Here is a 15,192-nt window from a genome sequence, read left to right as displayed (position 1 = left end):
GCAGTGACCGCGCCCAGGGTGGCCTGGGCAGGGAATGGACCGGTCCAAAGAGACCAAAAGAGGGGCTGTCATGGTGGATGCGCTCGGTGTCGCCGTCGTCGGATTCGGCTGGATGGGCCGGGTGCACACCCAGGCGTATGCCAGAGTCCTGCACCACTACCCCCAACTGCCCCTGTGGCCCCAGCTCGTGAGCGTCGCCGAGGAGGTGCCCGGCCGGGCCGAGGAGGCCGCCGCGCAGTTCGGTTTCGCCTCGACCACCCGCGACTGGCGCCAGGTGGCCGCCGATCCGCGCGTCCAGGCGGTCAGCATCACGGCCCCGAACTTCCTGCACCGTGAGATCGGCGTCGCGATGGCCGAGGCCGGCAAGCACATCTGGATCGAGAAGCCGGTCGGCCTCACCGCCGAGGACGCCCGTGCGGTCGCCGACGCCGTGACCAAGGCGGGCGTGCAGAGCGCGGTCGGCTTCAACTACCGCAATGCCCCCGCCGTGGCGGCCGCCCGCGAGCTGATCGCCGCCGGCGACATCGGCGCGGTCACCCATGTCCGCATCCGGCTCTTCAGCGACTACGCGGCGCATCCGGAGGGTGCGCTGACCTGGCGGTACGAGCGGGAACGCGGCGGCAGCGGAGTGCTGGGCGACCTCGCCTCGCACGGCGCGGACCTGGCCCGCTTCCTGCTGGGTGACATCGCGTCCCTCACCGCCGACACGGCGATCTTCGTCCCCGAGCGGGCCCGCCCCACCGGCGCCACCGCCGGCCACACCCGCGCCACGGGCGGCGAACTCGGCCCGGTCGAGAACGAGGACTACGTGAGCTGCCTGCTGCGCTTCGCCTCCGGCGCCCGCGGCGTCCTGGAGGCCAGCCGGGTCGCCGTCGGTGAGCAGAACAACTACGGCTTCGAGGTCCACGGCACCAAGGGCGCCGTCCTCTGGGACTTCCGCCGCATGAACGAACTCGGCATCAGCAGCGGCACGACCTACCAGGACCAGCCCGTCAGCACGGTCTACGTCGGTCCGGGCCACGGCGAGTACGCCGCCTTCCAGCCGGGCGCGGCCAACAGCATGGGCTACGACGACCTCAAGGTCATCGAGGCCCACCGCTTCCTCCGCTCGATCGCGGAGGGCACGTCGTACGGAGCGACACTCGCGGACGCCGTACACAGTGCGGCCGTAGTCGATGCCATGGCCCGGTCCGCGGAGAGCGGCAGCTGGGTCACACCGTAGGCATGTTGTACGGGGTCACGACCTGAATCGGTGACGGCAGGGTCGGTCCCGCGGGCGGCAACGCTCCATGGGCCCGCATGACCAGGTGGCAGGCCTCCCGCATGTCCTGGCGCAGGTCGTGGTGGAGCACGGCGGACAGCCGGTGCTCGCGCAGCAGCCGGGTGTTGTCGTGGTCGAGGTCGTGCGCGACGAACACCACGCACTCCCGGCCCAGGTCCTCGAAGGCGCGCAGGGTCGCGATGTTGCCGCCGCCGATCGAGTAGACCGCGCGGATGCCGGGGTCGCGCTTCAGGGCGGCACGGACGAGGTCGTACTGCGTGGCGTCGAGCCCCTGTCCCTCGGCGATCTCGACCAGCGCACGGTCGGGATGCCGGGTGCGCATCGCGCCGCGGAAGCCCATCTCGCGCTCCTCCTCGTTGCGGAAGAACCCGCTGCTGAGGCTGGTGAGCACATTGCCGGGGCGGTCCCCGAGCCACTGGCCCATGAGGTACGCGGCGGTCGCACCGGCGGCCCGGTTGTCGATGCCGACGTAGGCGAGGCGCGATGTGGCGGGCAGGTCCGTCACCAGGGTCACCACGGGTATGCCCGCCTCCGCGATCCTGGTGACCGCGGCCGTGACCTCGGGGACGTCCGGTGCCTTGAGGATGAGGCCCTGCGAGCCGCGCCGGGCGATCCGGTCCAGGGTCGCGGTCAGTTCCTGCACCGGGCCGGTCTCCCGGAAGTGGAAACGGGAGCGCACCACGGCCGGGTGCAGGGACGGCAGCTCGGCCTCCAGGGCGGCGCGTACGGCGGTGGAGAACCGTTCCGGCGTCTGCATCACGATGTCGATCATGAAGGTACGGCCGACCAGCCGGACCTGGGTGCGCTGCCGGTCCAGATCGGCGATGGCCTGCCGGACCTCGCGCGCGGTGCTCTCCCGCACGCCGCCCCGCCCGTTGAGCACCCGATCGACGGTGGCCTCGCTCAGGCCTGCCTGACGTGCGATCTCCCGGAGCGGGAAGGGGTGGCCCATGCGGACGTCTCCTCGGACTGTCTTGAGGGGTTTTTGATGGCTGCCTGCTGGTTGTTCGAGGGGTTTGTACTGACAAGAATGACAGCACTGAGTCGCCGCTGTCACGGAAGGGACGACGATGTCCTCCACCTCCTGGCTCACCGAGCAGGACTGCGATCTCGACGCCTTCCGCGCGCTGGTCGAGCGGAAGACCGATGCCGCCGACTACCCCCACGCCGCGTCCGTGGCGCAGAACGTCCTCGTCTACGACAGCGACCGGCTGCGCGACGGGAGCCGCCGGGACATCCAGGCCGAGCTGGTCCGCGCGCTCGCCGACGGACCCGGCATCGTCGTCTTCCAGCGGGCCTTTCCCGATCTGGATGCCGTCGACCGGCTGACCGCCGTCTTCGACGCCCTGATCGCCGAACAGCGCGCCTCGGGTGCGGGCGGCGGTGACCACTTCGCGAAGCCCGGCGCCAACGACCGGGTGTGGAACGCCCTGGAGAAGGCGGCCCTGTACGACCCCGAGGCGTTCGCCGGCTACTACGCCAACGACATCGTGGCGCTCGTCTCGGAGGCCTGGCTCGGCCCCGGCTACCAGGTCACCTCACAGGTCAACGTGGTCAACCCCGGCGGCGCGGCGCAGACCGCACACCGGGACTACCACCTGGGCTTCCTCTCCAACGAGACGGCCGCCGCCTACCCGGCGCACGTGCACCGCCTCTCCCCCGTGCTCACCCTCCAGGGCGCGGTCGCGCACGGCGACATGCCCGTCGAGAGCGGCCCGACGATGTACCTGCCGTACTCGCAGAGGTACGAGCCCGGCTATCTGGCGTGGCGACTGCCGCAGTTCCAGGCGTACTTCGAGGACCGGCACGTCCAACTCCCGCTCGCCAAGGGCGACGCCGCGTTCCTCAACCCGGCCCTGTTCCACGCCGCCGGCACCAACCGCTCCGCGGACATCCGGCGGATGGCCAACCTCCTCCAGGTGTCCTCCGCGTTCGGCCGCGCGATGGAGAGGGTGGACCGGGAGGCGATCGTGAACGCGCTCTTCCCGGTGCTCATGAAGCGCAGGTCCGAAGGCGAGCGATGGCTGGACAACGTCGTTGCCGCGAGCGCCGAGGGCTACCCCTTCCCCACCAACCTCGACAGCGACCCGCCGGTGGACGGTCTGGCCCCGGCCGCACAGGCGGACATCGTACGGCGGGCGGTGCGTGAGGCATGGACAGCCGAGGCTCTGCGGGACGAGCTGCGGGCCGGCGCCGTACGGCGCGAGAGCTGAAAGGGACCTACAAGACATGGGACTTCTCGACGACAAGGTCGTCCTGGTGGGCGGGGGCAGCCAGGGTGTCGGCGCCGCCGTCGCCCGGGCCGCGGTCCGCGAGGGAGCGGTCGTGGCCGTCACCGGCCGGCGTCCGGGCCCCGGCCAGGGGCTGGTGACCGAGCTGACGGCCGCCGGCGGAAAGGCCATGTTCATCCGGGTCGACCTGTCGGACGCCGAGCAGGCGAGGACGGCGGTCGGCGACGTCGTCGCGGCGTACGGCCGGATCGACTGCCTGGTCAACTCGGCCGGGCTGACCTCGCGGGGCACGCTGCTGGACACCACCCCCGAGCTCTTCGACGCGCACATCGCGATCAACCTCAGGGCGCCCTTCTTCACCATGCAGGCCGCCGTCGCGGACATGGTGGAACGCCAGGCGCCCGGCACGATCGTCAACATCATCACGTCCTCGGCACACGGCGGACAGCCGTTCCTGGCACCGTACGTCGCCGCCAAGGCCGGGCTCATCGGCCTGACCCGCAACGCCGCGCACGCCCACCGCTGGGACCGGATCCGGATCAACGGCCTGAACATCGGCTGGACCGCGACGGAGGGCGAGGACGCGACGCAGAAGACGTTCCACGGCGCGGGGGACGACTGGCGTGAGCGGGCCGCCGCGAAGGTGCCGATGGGCAAGTTGGGCCAGCCGGACGAGATCGCGGAGTTCGTGGTGTTCCTGCTGTCGGAGCGGTCCGGGGTGGTCACCGGGTCCGTGATCGACTGGGACCAGAACGTGCTGGGCGGTCTCGACTAAGGAATTGCCTCGCCATGTCGTCGGTCGTGTGCTGCGCCGTTGTGGCTGGTCGCGCAGTTCCCCGCGCCCCTACGGGGCGCTGTACCACCCTCTGTATCAATCTCAAGGAGCAACACCCCATGCGTATCGGAATTCTCGGCCTCGGCCGTATCGGTGCTTTCCACGCCGAGACTCTCTCCGGACTCGGCGTGGTCGAGTCGCTCGTCCTGGCCGATCCGTTCGCGGACGCGGCCAAGGCCGCCGCCGGGAAGTTCGGCGGCGAGGTCGCGGACTCGCCCGAGGCCGTGCTGGCCGCGGGGATCGACGGGGTGGTGATCGCCGCTGCGACCGACGCCCACCCGGGCCTGATCCTCGCCGCCGTCGAGGCCGGCATCCCCGTCTTCTGCGAGAAGCCCGTCGCCAGAACCATGGCCGAGGGCGTCGAGGTACTCAAGGCCGTCGAGGGCAGCGACGTACCGATCCAGATCGGCTACAACCGGCGCTTCGACGCCGGGTTCGTCGCCGCGCGTGCCGCCGTGCGGAGCGGTGAGCTGGGCAAGCTGCACACCGTACGGTCGACCACGCTCGACCCGGCGCCGCCGCCGGCCGCCTACATCGCCGCCTCCGGAGGCATCTTCCGCGACTGCTCGGTGCACGACTTCGACATCATCCGCTGGGTGACCGGCCGCGAGGTGACCGAGGTGTACGCGGTCGGCGGCAACCGGGGCGCCGACTACATCAAGGAGGCGGGGGACGCGGACACCACCGGCGCGATCCTCACCCTCGACGACGGCACGATCGCCGTGGTCTCCAACTCCCGCCACAACGCCCGGGGTTACGACGTCCGCATGGAGATCCACGGCTTCCAGGACTCCATCGCCGTCGGCCTGGAGGACAAGCTGCCGCTGCGCTCGGTCGAGCCCGGGGTGACCTTCCCGGCCGGCCCCCCGCACGACTTCTTCATGGACCGCTTCACCGCGGCCTACCGCGCCGAACTCACCGCGTTCACCGAGGTCGTGGCCGGTACCCGGCCCTCGCCGTGCACGGTGGCGGACGCGCTGGAGGCGGGCTGGATCGCGGACGCGTGCACGCTGTCGGTGCACGAGCACCGGCCGGTGACGATCGAGGAAGTGCGCTCGGTCTGACGTACGCCATGGGGCTCGGCGGCCGGACCGCCGAGCCCTGTTTTCACGGCTGTACGGGCATGCTCCGGCAGTTGGACTTCGCCGGCTCGCCCGCGAGGCGGTCGGTCAGCCACGAGATCGCGGAGCCCTGGTCGGCGAGCAGGGGTGCGAAGTGGTTGAGCAGGGCGTCGCCGAGGCCGGGCAGGATCACCGCCTTGTAGGTGAGGTCGACTCCCTTCTTGCACCATGCGGCGGCGAGATCGCGTGCCTGTCCGTGCGGGACGAGGTTGTCCGCGGTGCCGGTGGCCAGGCGGACCGGGCTCGTCGGCTTCGACGTGCCGATGCGCTGTTCGTCGAGGAAGGCCTGGACCTTGGGCTCGGACCGGATGATTTCGGTGATGGACCGGCCGTCCTTGGTCCACTTCGTGCTGTTGGCGAAGGCGTATCCGAAGAGCGCGTCGCCGACGCACATCGTCGACAGGTCCTTGAGTGCGGCCTTGCCCTTGTCGTTGAGGTGCGCGTCGGCGATCGGCCGCAGGGACGGGTCCGACTGGAGGAAGCCGTTGAGCGACCAGCCCAGGGCCCCGGCCAGGTCGCTGCCGTCGATGGCCTCCGTGACCACGTTCAGGTCGGCCGGCGGGGCGCCCGCGTAGGTGCCCGCAAGCGTCAACTCCGGGGCGTACGTGGGCTGGAGCTCGGCTGCCGCGGCCGAGGCGCCGCCGCCCTGGCTGTAGCCGAACAGGCCCACTCTCGACCCGGCGCTGACCGACGCTCCGGCAAGGGTGCGGGCGGCGCGGACGGCGTCCAGTACCGCGTGCGCCTCGTCGACGCGGTTGACGTAGCTGTGCAGCCGGTCCGTCGCACCGAGGCCGGCGTAGTCGGTGACGACGACCGCGACGCCCTTGGCGAGGAGCCGGTAGATCGCCAGATTCTCGTAACCGACGGACACCGTCCGGCCGTTGAGGCTCAGCGGGTGTTCCAGGCCCATGGAGGCCGCGCACTGATCGCCCTGCCCCATGGTGCCGGGTGCCACCGCGACGAGCGGCCGCGGACCGGAGCCCTTCCAGGTGGCAGCTGGTTCGATGTAGGCGCCGGTGACAGCCACCGGTCGGCCGTTGGAGTCGGTGGACTTGTACATCAGACGGGTCGCCTCGCCCGGCAGCCGTCCGTTCAGGCCGGGCAGGCTCAGGGCGAGGTGCAGCGGCTCACTGCGGATCAGCGCGCCATTGGCCGTCGGCAGTGCGGCCGGCGGGTTGTAGAACGCGGGGATCGTGACACCGCGGGACACCACTTCGGCATCCGATTCCGTCGCCGCGGCGGCAGGCAGGGCCTGGGCGCCGAGGCAGGCGGCGGTGGACACCGCTATGAGCAGGCGTCTTCCGAGAGACATGCGGCTCCTCCTGGGGAGAGGAATGCGGAGCGGCCTGCCCGGCCTCGTGGGGCGAGACCGGGCAGGGTGGAGTCGAGCACGCACGTCGTCCCACGGCGTTCTCGGACCGCTCCACAATGGATTGCCGCGACCCTACTCACGCGTAAGTTACTCGCGGTATACCTCGGATTATTACGCTTCAGTAATATGACGCTCTGTCTAACAAGGATCTTTCCCCGTGGTCAGGCGCCGCGGGACCGCATCCAAGGCAGGGGCCGTGTCAGGACTTCCCTTCGGGGGAGGTCGCCCCCAGGGCCCGGAGGTCCTCGGCCTCGGGGAGCTCTTCCACGTCCACGCCACGAACCTGGGACAACTCGTGCTTGAGCGCGGCGAGTTCGGTGCCACCGGCCATGTGGTTGGTGAGCTCTTCGAGGGTGATCTCGTCGCGGGAGGCGTTCAGCTCCATGGTGCCCAGGCGCAGCACGCTGAAGTGGTCGCCGACCATGTAGGCGTGATGCGGGTTGTGGGTGATGAAGATGACGCCGAGGCCGCGCTCGCGGGCGGCGGCGACGTACTTCAGCACCACACCGGACTGCTTGACGCCGAGGGCGGCGGTCGGCTCGTCCAGGATGAGCACCCGGGCGCCGAAGTAGACGGCGCGGGCGATCGCCACGCACTGGCGCTGACCGCCCGACAGCGTGCCGATGGGCTGCTCCAGGTTGTCCAGGAGGATGCCCATGTTGCGCAGTTCCTCGTCCGCGGTCTTCTTCATCTTCTCGATGTCGAGACGGCGGACGGGCCAGGGGCCCTTGGTCATCTCGGAGCCGAGGAAGAAGTTCCGCCACACCGGCATCAGGGGGACCACGGCGAGGTCCTGGTAGACGGTCGCGATGCCGCGGTCGAGAGCCTGGCGCGGGGTGGAGAAATGCACCGGTTCGCCGTCGACGAGGAACTCGCCCTCGGTGTGCTGGTGCAGCCCGGAAATGATTTTGATGAGGGTCGACTTGCCGGCGCCGTTGTCGCCCAGCACGCAGGTGACCTGCTGGGGAAAGACCTTCAGGTCGACGCCGTGCAGAGCGCGGATATTGCCGTACGCCTTGCCCGCGTTGCGCAGTTCGACGATCGGCCCGTCCTTCTCGGGGGCCTTGTCCTGGAGGATGGCGCCGTGAGTGCCGGTTCCGTTGGTGGATGTCATGGGGTCACCTCCTGGTCGCCGTACGGCTGACCCACAGATTGATCAGGACGGCGCCGAGCAGCATCACGCCGAGGAACGCCTTGAACCAGTCGGGGTTCCAGCCGGCGTAGACGATGCCCTGCTGCACCATGCCGAACATGAACGCGCCGAAGACCGGGCCGATCGCACTGCCGGCGCCGCCGGTCAGCAGACAGCCGCCGATCACCGCCGCCGAGATGTAGATCAGCTCCTGGCCGACACCCTCACCGGACTGCACGGTGTTGAAGGAGAACAGCTGGTGCATGCCGACGAACCAGGCGCCGAAGCCGACCAGCATGAACAGCGAGATCTTCGTGAAGGTCACGGGCACACCCACGGCCCGCGCGCTGTCCTTGTTGCCGCCCACCGAGAAGATCCAGTTGCCGTACTTGGTACGGAGCAGGACCCAGGTGGCGATCGCCGCGAAGACCAGCCAGTACACGATGGTGATCTTCACATTGACGCCGCCGACCTCGAAGGTCGACGCGAAGATCGCCTTGGCCTGGTCGAAGCCGTCCATGTTGCTGATGTCATCGGTCGCGACGTTGCCGGTGACCAGCTTCGTCACCGCCAGGTTGACGCCCTGGAGGATCAGGAAGGTGCCCAGGGTGACCAGGAAGCTGGGCAGACCGGTCTTGACCACCATCCAGCCGTTGAAGAAGCCGACCGCCAGCGAGACCAGCAGCGCCACGATCACGCCGACCCAGACGTTCATGCTCAGCTGGTAGGCGAGCATGCTCGCGGTGAGCGCCGAGGTGATCACGGCGACACCGGCGGACAGGTCGAACTCTCCGCCGATCATCAGCAGGGCCACGGGCAGCGCCATGATCCCGATGGTCGACGACTGGTAGAGGATGTTCGCCATCGAGCTGCCGTCACGCACCGGCGGCGCCGAGATGAGGAAGAAGACGTACACGGCCACGGCGCCGAGGAAGACACCGACCTCGGGGCGGGCCAACAGCCGCAGCGCCAGGGGCCGTTCGGTGGTCCGCCCGTCGGTTTCCTTGCCGGGGCCGGGGGCCGGCGGTGTGGTCACCGCCGGCTCGGCATGCTGGGTCATACCCATCACCGAGTGCCCTTCGCGGCAAACTCGGCGACGGCGTCGACGTTGCTCTTGTCGACGAAGGCAGGACCGGTCAGCACCGGCTGCTCGCCACCGCCCATGTAGTTGCCGTTGTTCTTGTAGAGCCACAGCGAGTCGATCGCCAAGTAGCCCTGGAGGTAGGGCTGTTGGTCGACGGCGAACTCGATGCTGCCCTTGCTGATAGCGCCGGTCAGGTCCTTGTTGAGGTCGAACGTGGCGACCTTGGCCTCGCTGCCCGACTCGGACACCGACTGCGCGGCGGTCAGCGCGAACGGGGCGCCGAGCGCGACGACGTAGTCGATCGCCTTGTCCTGGCTGAGCTTGGCGGTGATCGTCGACTTCACGGACGGCATGTCGGTGCCGTTGACGTTCAGGGTCTCCACCGTGCCCGAGAACGTCTTCTCGACGCCGTCACAGCGCTGGGTGAGGCCGATGTTGCCCTGCTCCTGGATGACACAGACGGCCTTCTTGGCGCCGGATTCGTTCAGCCGCTTGCCGAGTGCCTCACCGGCCACCGTCTCGTCCTGGCCGAAAAACTCCATCAGGCCGAGCTTCTGCCAGTCGCTCACACCGGAGTTGAGGCCGACGACGGGTATGTTCGCCGCCTTCGCCTTGCCCACGACGTCCTTCAGGGCGTCCGGCTTGGCGAGCGTGATCGCGATGCCGTCGACCTTCTGGTCGATGGCGTTCTGCACCAGGCTGGCCTGGTTGCCCGCGTTCGGGTCGGCGGAGTAGATGAGCTTGATGTTGTCCTTGGCCGCGGCGGCCTCGGCACCCTTGCGGACGATGTCCCAGAAGGTGTCACCGGGCGCCTGGTGGGTTACCAGGGCGACCGTCATCCGGGGCGTGTTGGCCTTGCCCGCGGAGGCGCCGTCCGCGCTCTCCTCGGCCTTCTTGCCGCCGGAGCTGCTGGAGCAGCCTGCGAGGGTCAGGGCAGCTGCCGCGGCGACGGCCACAACGGGGGCGAATCTGCGGAAGCGAGAAGAGCGGTCCATCTGTCCTGCACCTCACTGTGCGACGGGGGAACGACGGGAATAGGCGGCGGATCTCGGGGATCCGAAGCCCGAACCCCCCCAGGGTCCGGGTCTTGCACCGCCGAACGCGGCTGGTCTGCTGGGACGGGATCCAATCCCTTGACCCGCCCACTGTCAATACTTTGTTAGGACATCATTTCACATTCAGGTCCGAATGTAAGAACAAATCATTGACAGCAACGCCCTCTGCACTTTACAACCGTGAGAGTCGGCAGGCCCCCTGGGACCAGCTTCCCCCAGCAGAGCTCGACGAGGAGCGCATATGGCCGAGTCAGCCCAGCCCTTCGATCTCATCACGATGGGCCGCATCGGAGTTGATCTCTACCCCCTCCAGTCCCGGGCACCCCTGACGCGCGCGGAGACCTTCGGGGGATTCCTCGGAGACACCGCCGCGGATGTCGCGGTCGCCGCCGCCCTCCTGGGCCGTTCCGCGGCCGTGCTCACCTGCACCGGCGACGATCCCTACGACATGGACTGTTTCGCCATCCGCGCGGCCCGCGTCTTCTGGATCACCGGCACCGGTCTGAGCCACGAACCCAGACGATCCGCCGTCCTCGCCGCGTTCAAGGCCCGTGGCAGGGCGGGCACCACCGTCTTCGACCTGGACTGGCGGCCGGAGTCCTGGTCGGACCCCGAGGAGGCCCGCCCGTACTACGCCGAGGCACTGCGGCACGCGAACGTCGCGGTCGGCACCCTCGACGAGTGCGAGATCGCGACCGGCGTACGCGAACCGCGCGCGTGCGCACAGGCGTTGCTCGACGCGGGGGTCGAGCTGGCGGTGGTCAAGCAGGGCGCCGCAGGTGTCCTCGCCATGCACCAGGACGGCACCACGGCCGAGGTCCCTCCCCTCGCCGTCGAGTCGGTCAACGGCCACGGCACCGGCGGGGCGTTCGGCGGGGCGCTCTGCCACGGACTGCTGTCCGGCTGGGATCTGGCGACGACCGTGCGGTACGCGGCCGACTCCCCTGCCTCTTCCGATGCCTCTTCCGGCCGTTCAGCACAGGAAGCCGGGTTCCATGCCGAAGACCGGTGACTCCGCGCGTGCCGGGTCCGCCCCCGGGCTCGGCTCGGTGGACTTCGCCCTGGACCGGGGCAGTCCGGTACCGCTGTACTACCAGCTCGCCCAGCAGCTGGAGGGGGCGATCGAGCACGGAGTCCTCGCGCCGGGCAACCTGCTCGGCAACGAGATCGACCTGTCCACCCGCCTCGGCCTGTCCCGGCCCACCGTCCGCCAGGCCATCCAGTCCCTCGTCGACAAGGGCCTGCTGGTCCGCCGCCGAGGGGTGGGCACACAGGTGGTGCACAGCCAGGTCAAGCGGCCGCTCGAACTCAGCAGTCTCTACGACGACTTGGAGGAGGCCGGGCAGGGACCCACCACGGAGGTGCTGCGCAACGAGCGGGTGCAGGCGACCGCGGACGTCGCGGCCGCCCTCGGCCTCGCGGAGGGCGCCGAGGTCGTCGTCCTGGAGCGGCTGCGCCGCACCCACGGCCAGCCGGTGGCCTTCCTCTGCAACCACCTGCCGGCGGACCTGCTCCCCTTGGACACCGCGAGACTCGAGTCGACCGGCCTGTACCGTATCCTGCGCTCCGCCGGCCTCACCCTGCACAGCGCCCGGCAGACCGTCGGTGCCCGCAACGCCAGTACCGACGAGGCCGCCCGCCTCGACGAGAAGGAGGGCGCGGCCCTGCTCACCATGGAGCGCACGGCGTACGACGACACGGGCCGGCCCGTCGAGTACGGGACGCACATCTACCGTGCGTCCCGGTACGCCTTCGACTTCCGCCTGCTGGTCAGACCCTGATCCGGGTCACCCGACGGCCAGTCGCCACAGCGAGGTGACCTCGGCCGCGCGGGCGGCGTGCAGGGGATCCTCGGCGTCACGCGCGCGTGGGTGCCGCGGCCGGGTGTCGGTGCGGTCCAGCACCCGCAGGCCCGCCGCCCCGATGGTGCTCAGCAGTTGTTCCCGCGTCCGCAGTCCGAGGCGCTCGGCGAGGTCGGACAGGACGAGCCAGCCCTCACCGCCCGGTTCGAGGTGCGCGGCGAGCCCGTGCAGGAACCCGTCCAGCATGCCGCCGTCCGCGTCGTACACGCCGTACTCGAGCTCGGAGGTCGGCCGGGCGGGCAGCCAGGGCGGATTGCAGACGACGAGCCGGGCCCGGCCCTCCGGATACAGGGCGGGGCCCATGACATCGACGCGAGCGGCGAGGCCGAGCCGCCGGACGTTCTCCCGAGCGCACTTCAGCGCGCGGAGGCCGCTGTCCGTGGCCACCACCCGGTCCGCGCCTCGGCGGGCGAGGACGGCGGCGAGCACACCGGTGCCCGTCCCCAGGTCGAAGGCGGTGCCGGGGCCGGGCAGCGGAGCTTCGGCGACCAGGTCGACGTACTCGCCTCTGACCGGGGAGAACACGCCGTAGTGGGCGTGGATGCGGGCGCCGAGGGCGGGTACCTCGACGCCCTTGACGCGCCACTGGTGCGCCCCGATCACACCCAGCAGGTCCCTCAGCGGGACGACGAGGTCGCCGCAGGGCGGGCCGTAGGCGGCGGTGCAGGCCTCGCTCACGTCGGGGGCGCGGCGCAGGTGCAGGGTGTGGCCGTCGAGGAGGACGAGCAGCCTGCCGAGGACCCGGGCGCGGTGGCCCTGGGCCCGGCGGTGCAGATGGAACGCTTCGCGCGGGCTGTCGCCGCGGGAGCGGGCCGTACGGTCGATGCGCCGGGCCAGCGCCTGCAACAGCTGGCGGGCGTTGTGGAAGTCGCCCGTCCACAACAGTGCAGTGCCTTCGCAGGCCAGTCGGTACGCGGTGTCGGCACGCATGCGGTCGTCCGCGACAAGCACCTGCCTCGGGGGCGGGGTCGTGCTCTCGGAGTGCCAGCGGGCGGTTCGGACGGTATGTGCTTCGGTCCAGCTGATGGTGGACAGGACGGAACTCCTCGTGAAGGAACGTGCGGGCACGAAGCGCACTTCGACGAGGGGGGCAGGCCGAACCGTCCGCGCTAGGCAGGTCGGGTGAAGTCCACTGCGGTTCGGCAGCGCCCTGAAGGGACGCGGGGAACTGCGCGACCAGCCACGATGGCGCCGCGGAAACGGACAGGGCTGTGACTCCCGCGGCGAAGCGCGAGAGGAGGGGTCATGGAAGAACCATGCCGAGCGTCACGTACAGCCCTTTCCCAAAGGCGAGGCGACAGATTATCAAGGGCGCCGCCGGTGGACCGCTACGGGTGCGGTCGGGTGCCGAGCATCTCGCTGAACGGGGTGACCGGGCGCTCCAGGCGTTCGCCGTCCACGGTGATGTCCACGGCTTCGTTGAAGAAGGCGAGGCGTCCCCTGACCGCGGCCACCGCGGTCAGGGGGTCCGGATAGCTCCAGAGGAGGTTCGGCGGTACGTCGGCCTCGCCACGCCAGGACCAGTACTCGGCGGTGCCCTTGTACGGACATGCCGTGTGGTGGTCGGTGGGGACGAACAGGTCGCGGCGGACGTCCTCCGGCGGAATGTAGTACCGCGTCGGCAGGGCGGTCTCGAACAGCAGCACCGGGCGATGGGTGTCGGCGACGAGCGTTCCGTCGATCTCGACCCGGACATGGCGGCTGCTGGGCAGCGCGTCCACCCTTTTGTGCGGGTCGCGCGGGTGGACGAAGATCTCCTCTTCCTCCTCGTACCAGTGGTCGAGGCCCCTGTCCCAGCGCAGGAACCACGCGAAGGCGATGTACCCGGCCAGGTCGGCGGCGGGGAAGGTCCACGCCGCGTTCTCCACGACCTCGCCGTCGACATCGAGGTCGTAGAAGATCTGCGAACCGGTGTGTGTGCCGGCCGGCGGGTTCTTGGCCGGGCGGAGGAGGTCGGTACGGACCTCCTCGCGCGGGAACGCGTACTGCGGAACGGGCAGTTCGGGCTCCCACACGAGGACGGGGTGCCGGCTGTCGACGACGGTGACTTCGCCCTTGACGCCGCGCACCCAGCGTTCGCCGGGCTCCCAGAAGAGGCCTTCGGGGGTGGTCCGGATGGCTCGCTCGGTGGGAAGCATGGACATGACCCGCTCTCCTTCGGCTTTCACAGCAGGCTACTGCGGAGCCGCCCCACCGGCACGGTCAGTGCGCCGCGTCCAGCCGGGCCCGCTGCGAGGAGTCAAGGGACTGCGCCGCGTCAGCCCGCGAACGGCCCCTCCAGCGCCGCCCACTGGAGCAGCATGATGGTCTTGGCGTCGGCGATCTCCCCGGTGCGGATCATCTCCAGGGCTCTGCGGAAGGGCACTTCGAGGATCTCGATGTCCTCACCCTCCTCGTCCAGTCCCCCGCCCTCGTGGGTGCGGGTCGACGGTCCGTACTCGGCGGCGTAGAAGCTGACGCGTTCGGTGACCGAGCCCGGGCTCATATAGACGTCGAAGACATGGCGGACGGCGCCGATCGTGTGCCCCGTCTCCTCCACCACCTCACGCCGTACGGCGATCTCCGGGTGCTCGTCATCGTCGTCGAGCAGTCCGCCCGGCGTCTCGATCAGCATCCCGTCCGGGTGGCTGTTGAAGTAGACGGGGTAGCGGAACTGGCGGGTGAGCAGCACGGTCTCGCGTTCGGTGTCGTACAGCAGCATGGTGGCGCCGTTGCCGCGGTCGTGCGTCTCGCGCTGCTGGGTGCTCCAGGTGCCGTCGGCCTGCTGGAAGTCGAAGGTGGTGGCGCGCTCGACGTACCAGTGGCTGGAGAGCAGCGTCACCTCCCGCACCTTCACGCGCGGGTTGCCGGTGAGGTCCAGGCCGGTCCGGTCGAGTCCGGTGCGGCCGCGACGGTCGGGGGTGTCGATGCCGGCGGTCATCGGGCACCGCCACAAGGGCGGGGTGCAGCCGGGTGGGCAGGGCGGTGGTAATAGGCCATGCCCGACTTCTACCAGTCGGAGCGAACGGCGGGCTGTCGCCACCGGGACCGTAGGGCGGGCGCCGGGTGCGGATCCGCCGCAATACCGTGCGCCACTGGCGGCACGGTTCCGCGGGAGCAGCACTTCTGTCCCAACTCTTGACCCGCCGGACGGGTAAGTGCACAGTCTCTCGTTAATGCGCATTACCTAATGCGCATTAACGCCGTCGACAGCGCCGGAACCCGCCCCGGAGGAGAGA

Annotated in this window: 14 protein-coding genes; 6 read left to right on the top strand and 8 right to left on the bottom strand. The window is 69.9% G+C overall.

Features of this window, described 5'->3' with window-relative positions:
* Positions 1-70: 70 nt before the first annotated feature.
* Positions 71-1,222: a Gfo/Idh/MocA family protein gene (locus KCH87_RS37975; protein WP_210592420.1), complete on the top strand. Its 1,152-nt coding sequence runs from the start codon at positions 71-73 to the stop codon at positions 1,220-1,222.
* On the opposite strand, the gene KCH87_RS37970 is transcribed toward KCH87_RS37975, so the two are convergent.
* Positions 1,212-2,234 carry a LacI family DNA-binding transcriptional regulator gene (locus tag KCH87_RS37970; RefSeq protein WP_210592419.1) on the bottom strand — a complete coding sequence of 341 codons (1,023 nt, stop codon included), beginning with the start codon at positions 2,232-2,234 and terminating at the stop codon, positions 1,212-1,214. The genes KCH87_RS37975 and KCH87_RS37970 overlap by 11 nt on opposite strands.
* A 118-nt stretch (positions 2,235-2,352) precedes the next feature.
* Here KCH87_RS37970 and KCH87_RS37965 point away from each other — a divergent pair, with 118 nt between their 5' ends.
* From KCH87_RS37965 to KCH87_RS37955, 3 genes are all read left to right on the top strand, one after another.
* Positions 2,353-3,495 (top strand): phytanoyl-CoA dioxygenase family protein, encoded by a 1,143-nt coding sequence (locus tag KCH87_RS37965; protein ID WP_210592418.1) that lies wholly within the window; start codon positions 2,353-2,355, stop codon positions 3,493-3,495.
* A 16-nt stretch (positions 3,496-3,511) separates the two neighbouring features.
* The gene (locus KCH87_RS37960) at positions 3,512-4,288 is read left to right on the top strand and encodes an SDR family oxidoreductase (protein ID WP_210592417.1); all 777 of its coding nucleotides are present in this window, start codon (positions 3,512-3,514) and stop codon (positions 4,286-4,288) included.
* A gap of 119 nt (positions 4,289-4,407) precedes the next feature.
* Positions 4,408-5,412 carry a Gfo/Idh/MocA family oxidoreductase gene (locus KCH87_RS37955; protein WP_210592416.1) on the top strand — a complete coding sequence of 335 codons (1,005 nt, stop codon included), beginning with the start codon at positions 4,408-4,410 and terminating at the stop codon, positions 5,410-5,412.
* Between the two features lie 43 nt (positions 5,413-5,455).
* Here the strand turns inward: KCH87_RS37955 and KCH87_RS37950 are convergent, their stop codons facing one another.
* The 4 genes from KCH87_RS37950 to KCH87_RS37935 all read right to left on the bottom strand — a co-directional run bounded on the left by KCH87_RS37950 (position 5,456) and on the right by KCH87_RS37935 (position 10,052).
* Complete coding sequence (locus KCH87_RS37950; protein ID WP_210592415.1) at positions 5,456-6,781, bottom strand: lipase family protein; 1,326 nt, start codon at positions 6,779-6,781, stop codon at positions 5,456-5,458.
* 259 nt (positions 6,782-7,040) lie between these two features.
* Positions 7,041-7,955 (bottom strand): ATP-binding cassette domain-containing protein, encoded by a 915-nt coding sequence (locus tag KCH87_RS37945; protein ID WP_210592414.1) that lies wholly within the window; start codon positions 7,953-7,955, stop codon positions 7,041-7,043.
* 4 nt (positions 7,956-7,959) lie between these two features.
* Positions 7,960-9,039 carry an ABC transporter permease gene (locus tag KCH87_RS37940; RefSeq protein WP_210592413.1) on the bottom strand — a complete coding sequence of 360 codons (1,080 nt, stop codon included), beginning with the start codon at positions 9,037-9,039 and terminating at the stop codon, positions 7,960-7,962.
* On the bottom strand, positions 9,039-10,052 hold the full coding sequence (locus tag KCH87_RS37935) for a sugar ABC transporter substrate-binding protein (RefSeq protein ID WP_210592412.1): 1,014 nt from the start codon (positions 10,050-10,052) through the stop codon (positions 9,039-9,041). Before KCH87_RS37935 ends, KCH87_RS37940 begins: the two co-directional genes overlap by 1 nt.
* Before the next feature lie 301 nt (positions 10,053-10,353).
* Between KCH87_RS37935 and KCH87_RS37930 the strand changes: the two genes are divergently transcribed.
* Entirely contained in the window at positions 10,354-11,124 is a 771-nt protein-coding gene (locus KCH87_RS37930; protein WP_210592411.1) for a PfkB family carbohydrate kinase, read from the top strand.
* Positions 11,108-11,893 (top strand): GntR family transcriptional regulator, encoded by a 786-nt coding sequence (locus KCH87_RS37925; protein WP_210592410.1) that lies wholly within the window; start codon positions 11,108-11,110, stop codon positions 11,891-11,893. Before KCH87_RS37930 ends, KCH87_RS37925 begins: the two co-directional genes overlap by 17 nt.
* Before the next feature lie 6 nt (positions 11,894-11,899).
* Here KCH87_RS37925 and KCH87_RS37920 read toward each other — a convergent pair whose 3' ends face one another.
* The 3 genes from KCH87_RS37920 to KCH87_RS37910 all read right to left on the bottom strand — a co-directional run bounded on the left by KCH87_RS37920 (position 11,900) and on the right by KCH87_RS37910 (position 14,894).
* Positions 11,900-13,009 carry a class I SAM-dependent methyltransferase gene (locus KCH87_RS37920; RefSeq protein WP_210592474.1) on the bottom strand — a complete coding sequence of 370 codons (1,110 nt, stop codon included), beginning with the start codon at positions 13,007-13,009 and terminating at the stop codon, positions 11,900-11,902.
* Positions 13,010-13,302: 293 nt separating this feature from the next.
* The gene (locus tag KCH87_RS37915) at positions 13,303-14,118 is read right to left on the bottom strand and encodes a DUF427 domain-containing protein (RefSeq protein WP_210592409.1); all 816 of its coding nucleotides are present in this window, start codon (positions 14,116-14,118) and stop codon (positions 13,303-13,305) included.
* A gap of 113 nt (positions 14,119-14,231) precedes the next feature.
* A complete protein-coding gene (locus KCH87_RS37910) occupies positions 14,232-14,894 on the bottom strand; it encodes an NUDIX domain-containing protein (RefSeq protein WP_210592408.1) in 663 nt (220 codons plus the stop codon).
* Between the last annotated feature and the right edge of the window lie 298 nt (positions 14,895-15,192).

This window comes from Streptomyces sp. GESEQ-35, from assembly GCF_017948485.1.
Taxonomy (GTDB): domain Bacteria; phylum Actinomycetota; class Actinomycetes; order Streptomycetales; family Streptomycetaceae; genus Streptomyces.
This window is presented reverse-complemented; position numbering and strand designations above follow the sequence as displayed.

What these genes read in the sequence shown, in the direction of transcription:
- KCH87_RS37975 (WP_210592420.1), top strand. Translation starts at nt 71, where the DNA reads ATGGTGGATGCGCTCGGTGTCGCCGTCGTCGGATTCGGCTGGATGGGC.
- KCH87_RS37970 (WP_210592419.1), bottom strand. Translation starts at nt 2,234, where the DNA reads ATGGGCCACCCCTTCCCGCTCCGGGAGATCGCACGTCAGGCAGGCCTG.
- KCH87_RS37965 (WP_210592418.1), top strand. Translation starts at nt 2,353, where the DNA reads ATGTCCTCCACCTCCTGGCTCACCGAGCAGGACTGCGATCTCGACGCC.
- KCH87_RS37960 (WP_210592417.1), top strand. Translation starts at nt 3,512, where the DNA reads ATGGGACTTCTCGACGACAAGGTCGTCCTGGTGGGCGGGGGCAGCCAG.
- KCH87_RS37955 (WP_210592416.1), top strand. Translation starts at nt 4,408, where the DNA reads ATGCGTATCGGAATTCTCGGCCTCGGCCGTATCGGTGCTTTCCACGCC.
- KCH87_RS37950 (WP_210592415.1), bottom strand. Translation starts at nt 6,781, where the DNA reads ATGTCTCTCGGAAGACGCCTGCTCATAGCGGTGTCCACCGCCGCCTGC.
- KCH87_RS37945 (WP_210592414.1), bottom strand. Translation starts at nt 7,955, where the DNA reads ATGACATCCACCAACGGAACCGGCACTCACGGCGCCATCCTCCAGGAC.
- KCH87_RS37940 (WP_210592413.1), bottom strand. Translation starts at nt 9,039, where the DNA reads ATGGGTATGACCCAGCATGCCGAGCCGGCGGTGACCACACCGCCGGCC.
- KCH87_RS37935 (WP_210592412.1), bottom strand. Translation starts at nt 10,052, where the DNA reads ATGGACCGCTCTTCTCGCTTCCGCAGATTCGCCCCCGTTGTGGCCGTC.
- KCH87_RS37930 (WP_210592411.1), top strand. Translation starts at nt 10,354, where the DNA reads ATGGCCGAGTCAGCCCAGCCCTTCGATCTCATCACGATGGGCCGCATC.
- KCH87_RS37925 (WP_210592410.1), top strand. Translation starts at nt 11,108, where the DNA reads ATGCCGAAGACCGGTGACTCCGCGCGTGCCGGGTCCGCCCCCGGGCTC.
- KCH87_RS37915 (WP_210592409.1), bottom strand. Translation starts at nt 14,118, where the DNA reads ATGTCCATGCTTCCCACCGAGCGAGCCATCCGGACCACCCCCGAAGGC.
- KCH87_RS37910 (WP_210592408.1), bottom strand. Translation starts at nt 14,894, where the DNA reads ATGACCGCCGGCATCGACACCCCCGACCGTCGCGGCCGCACCGGACTC.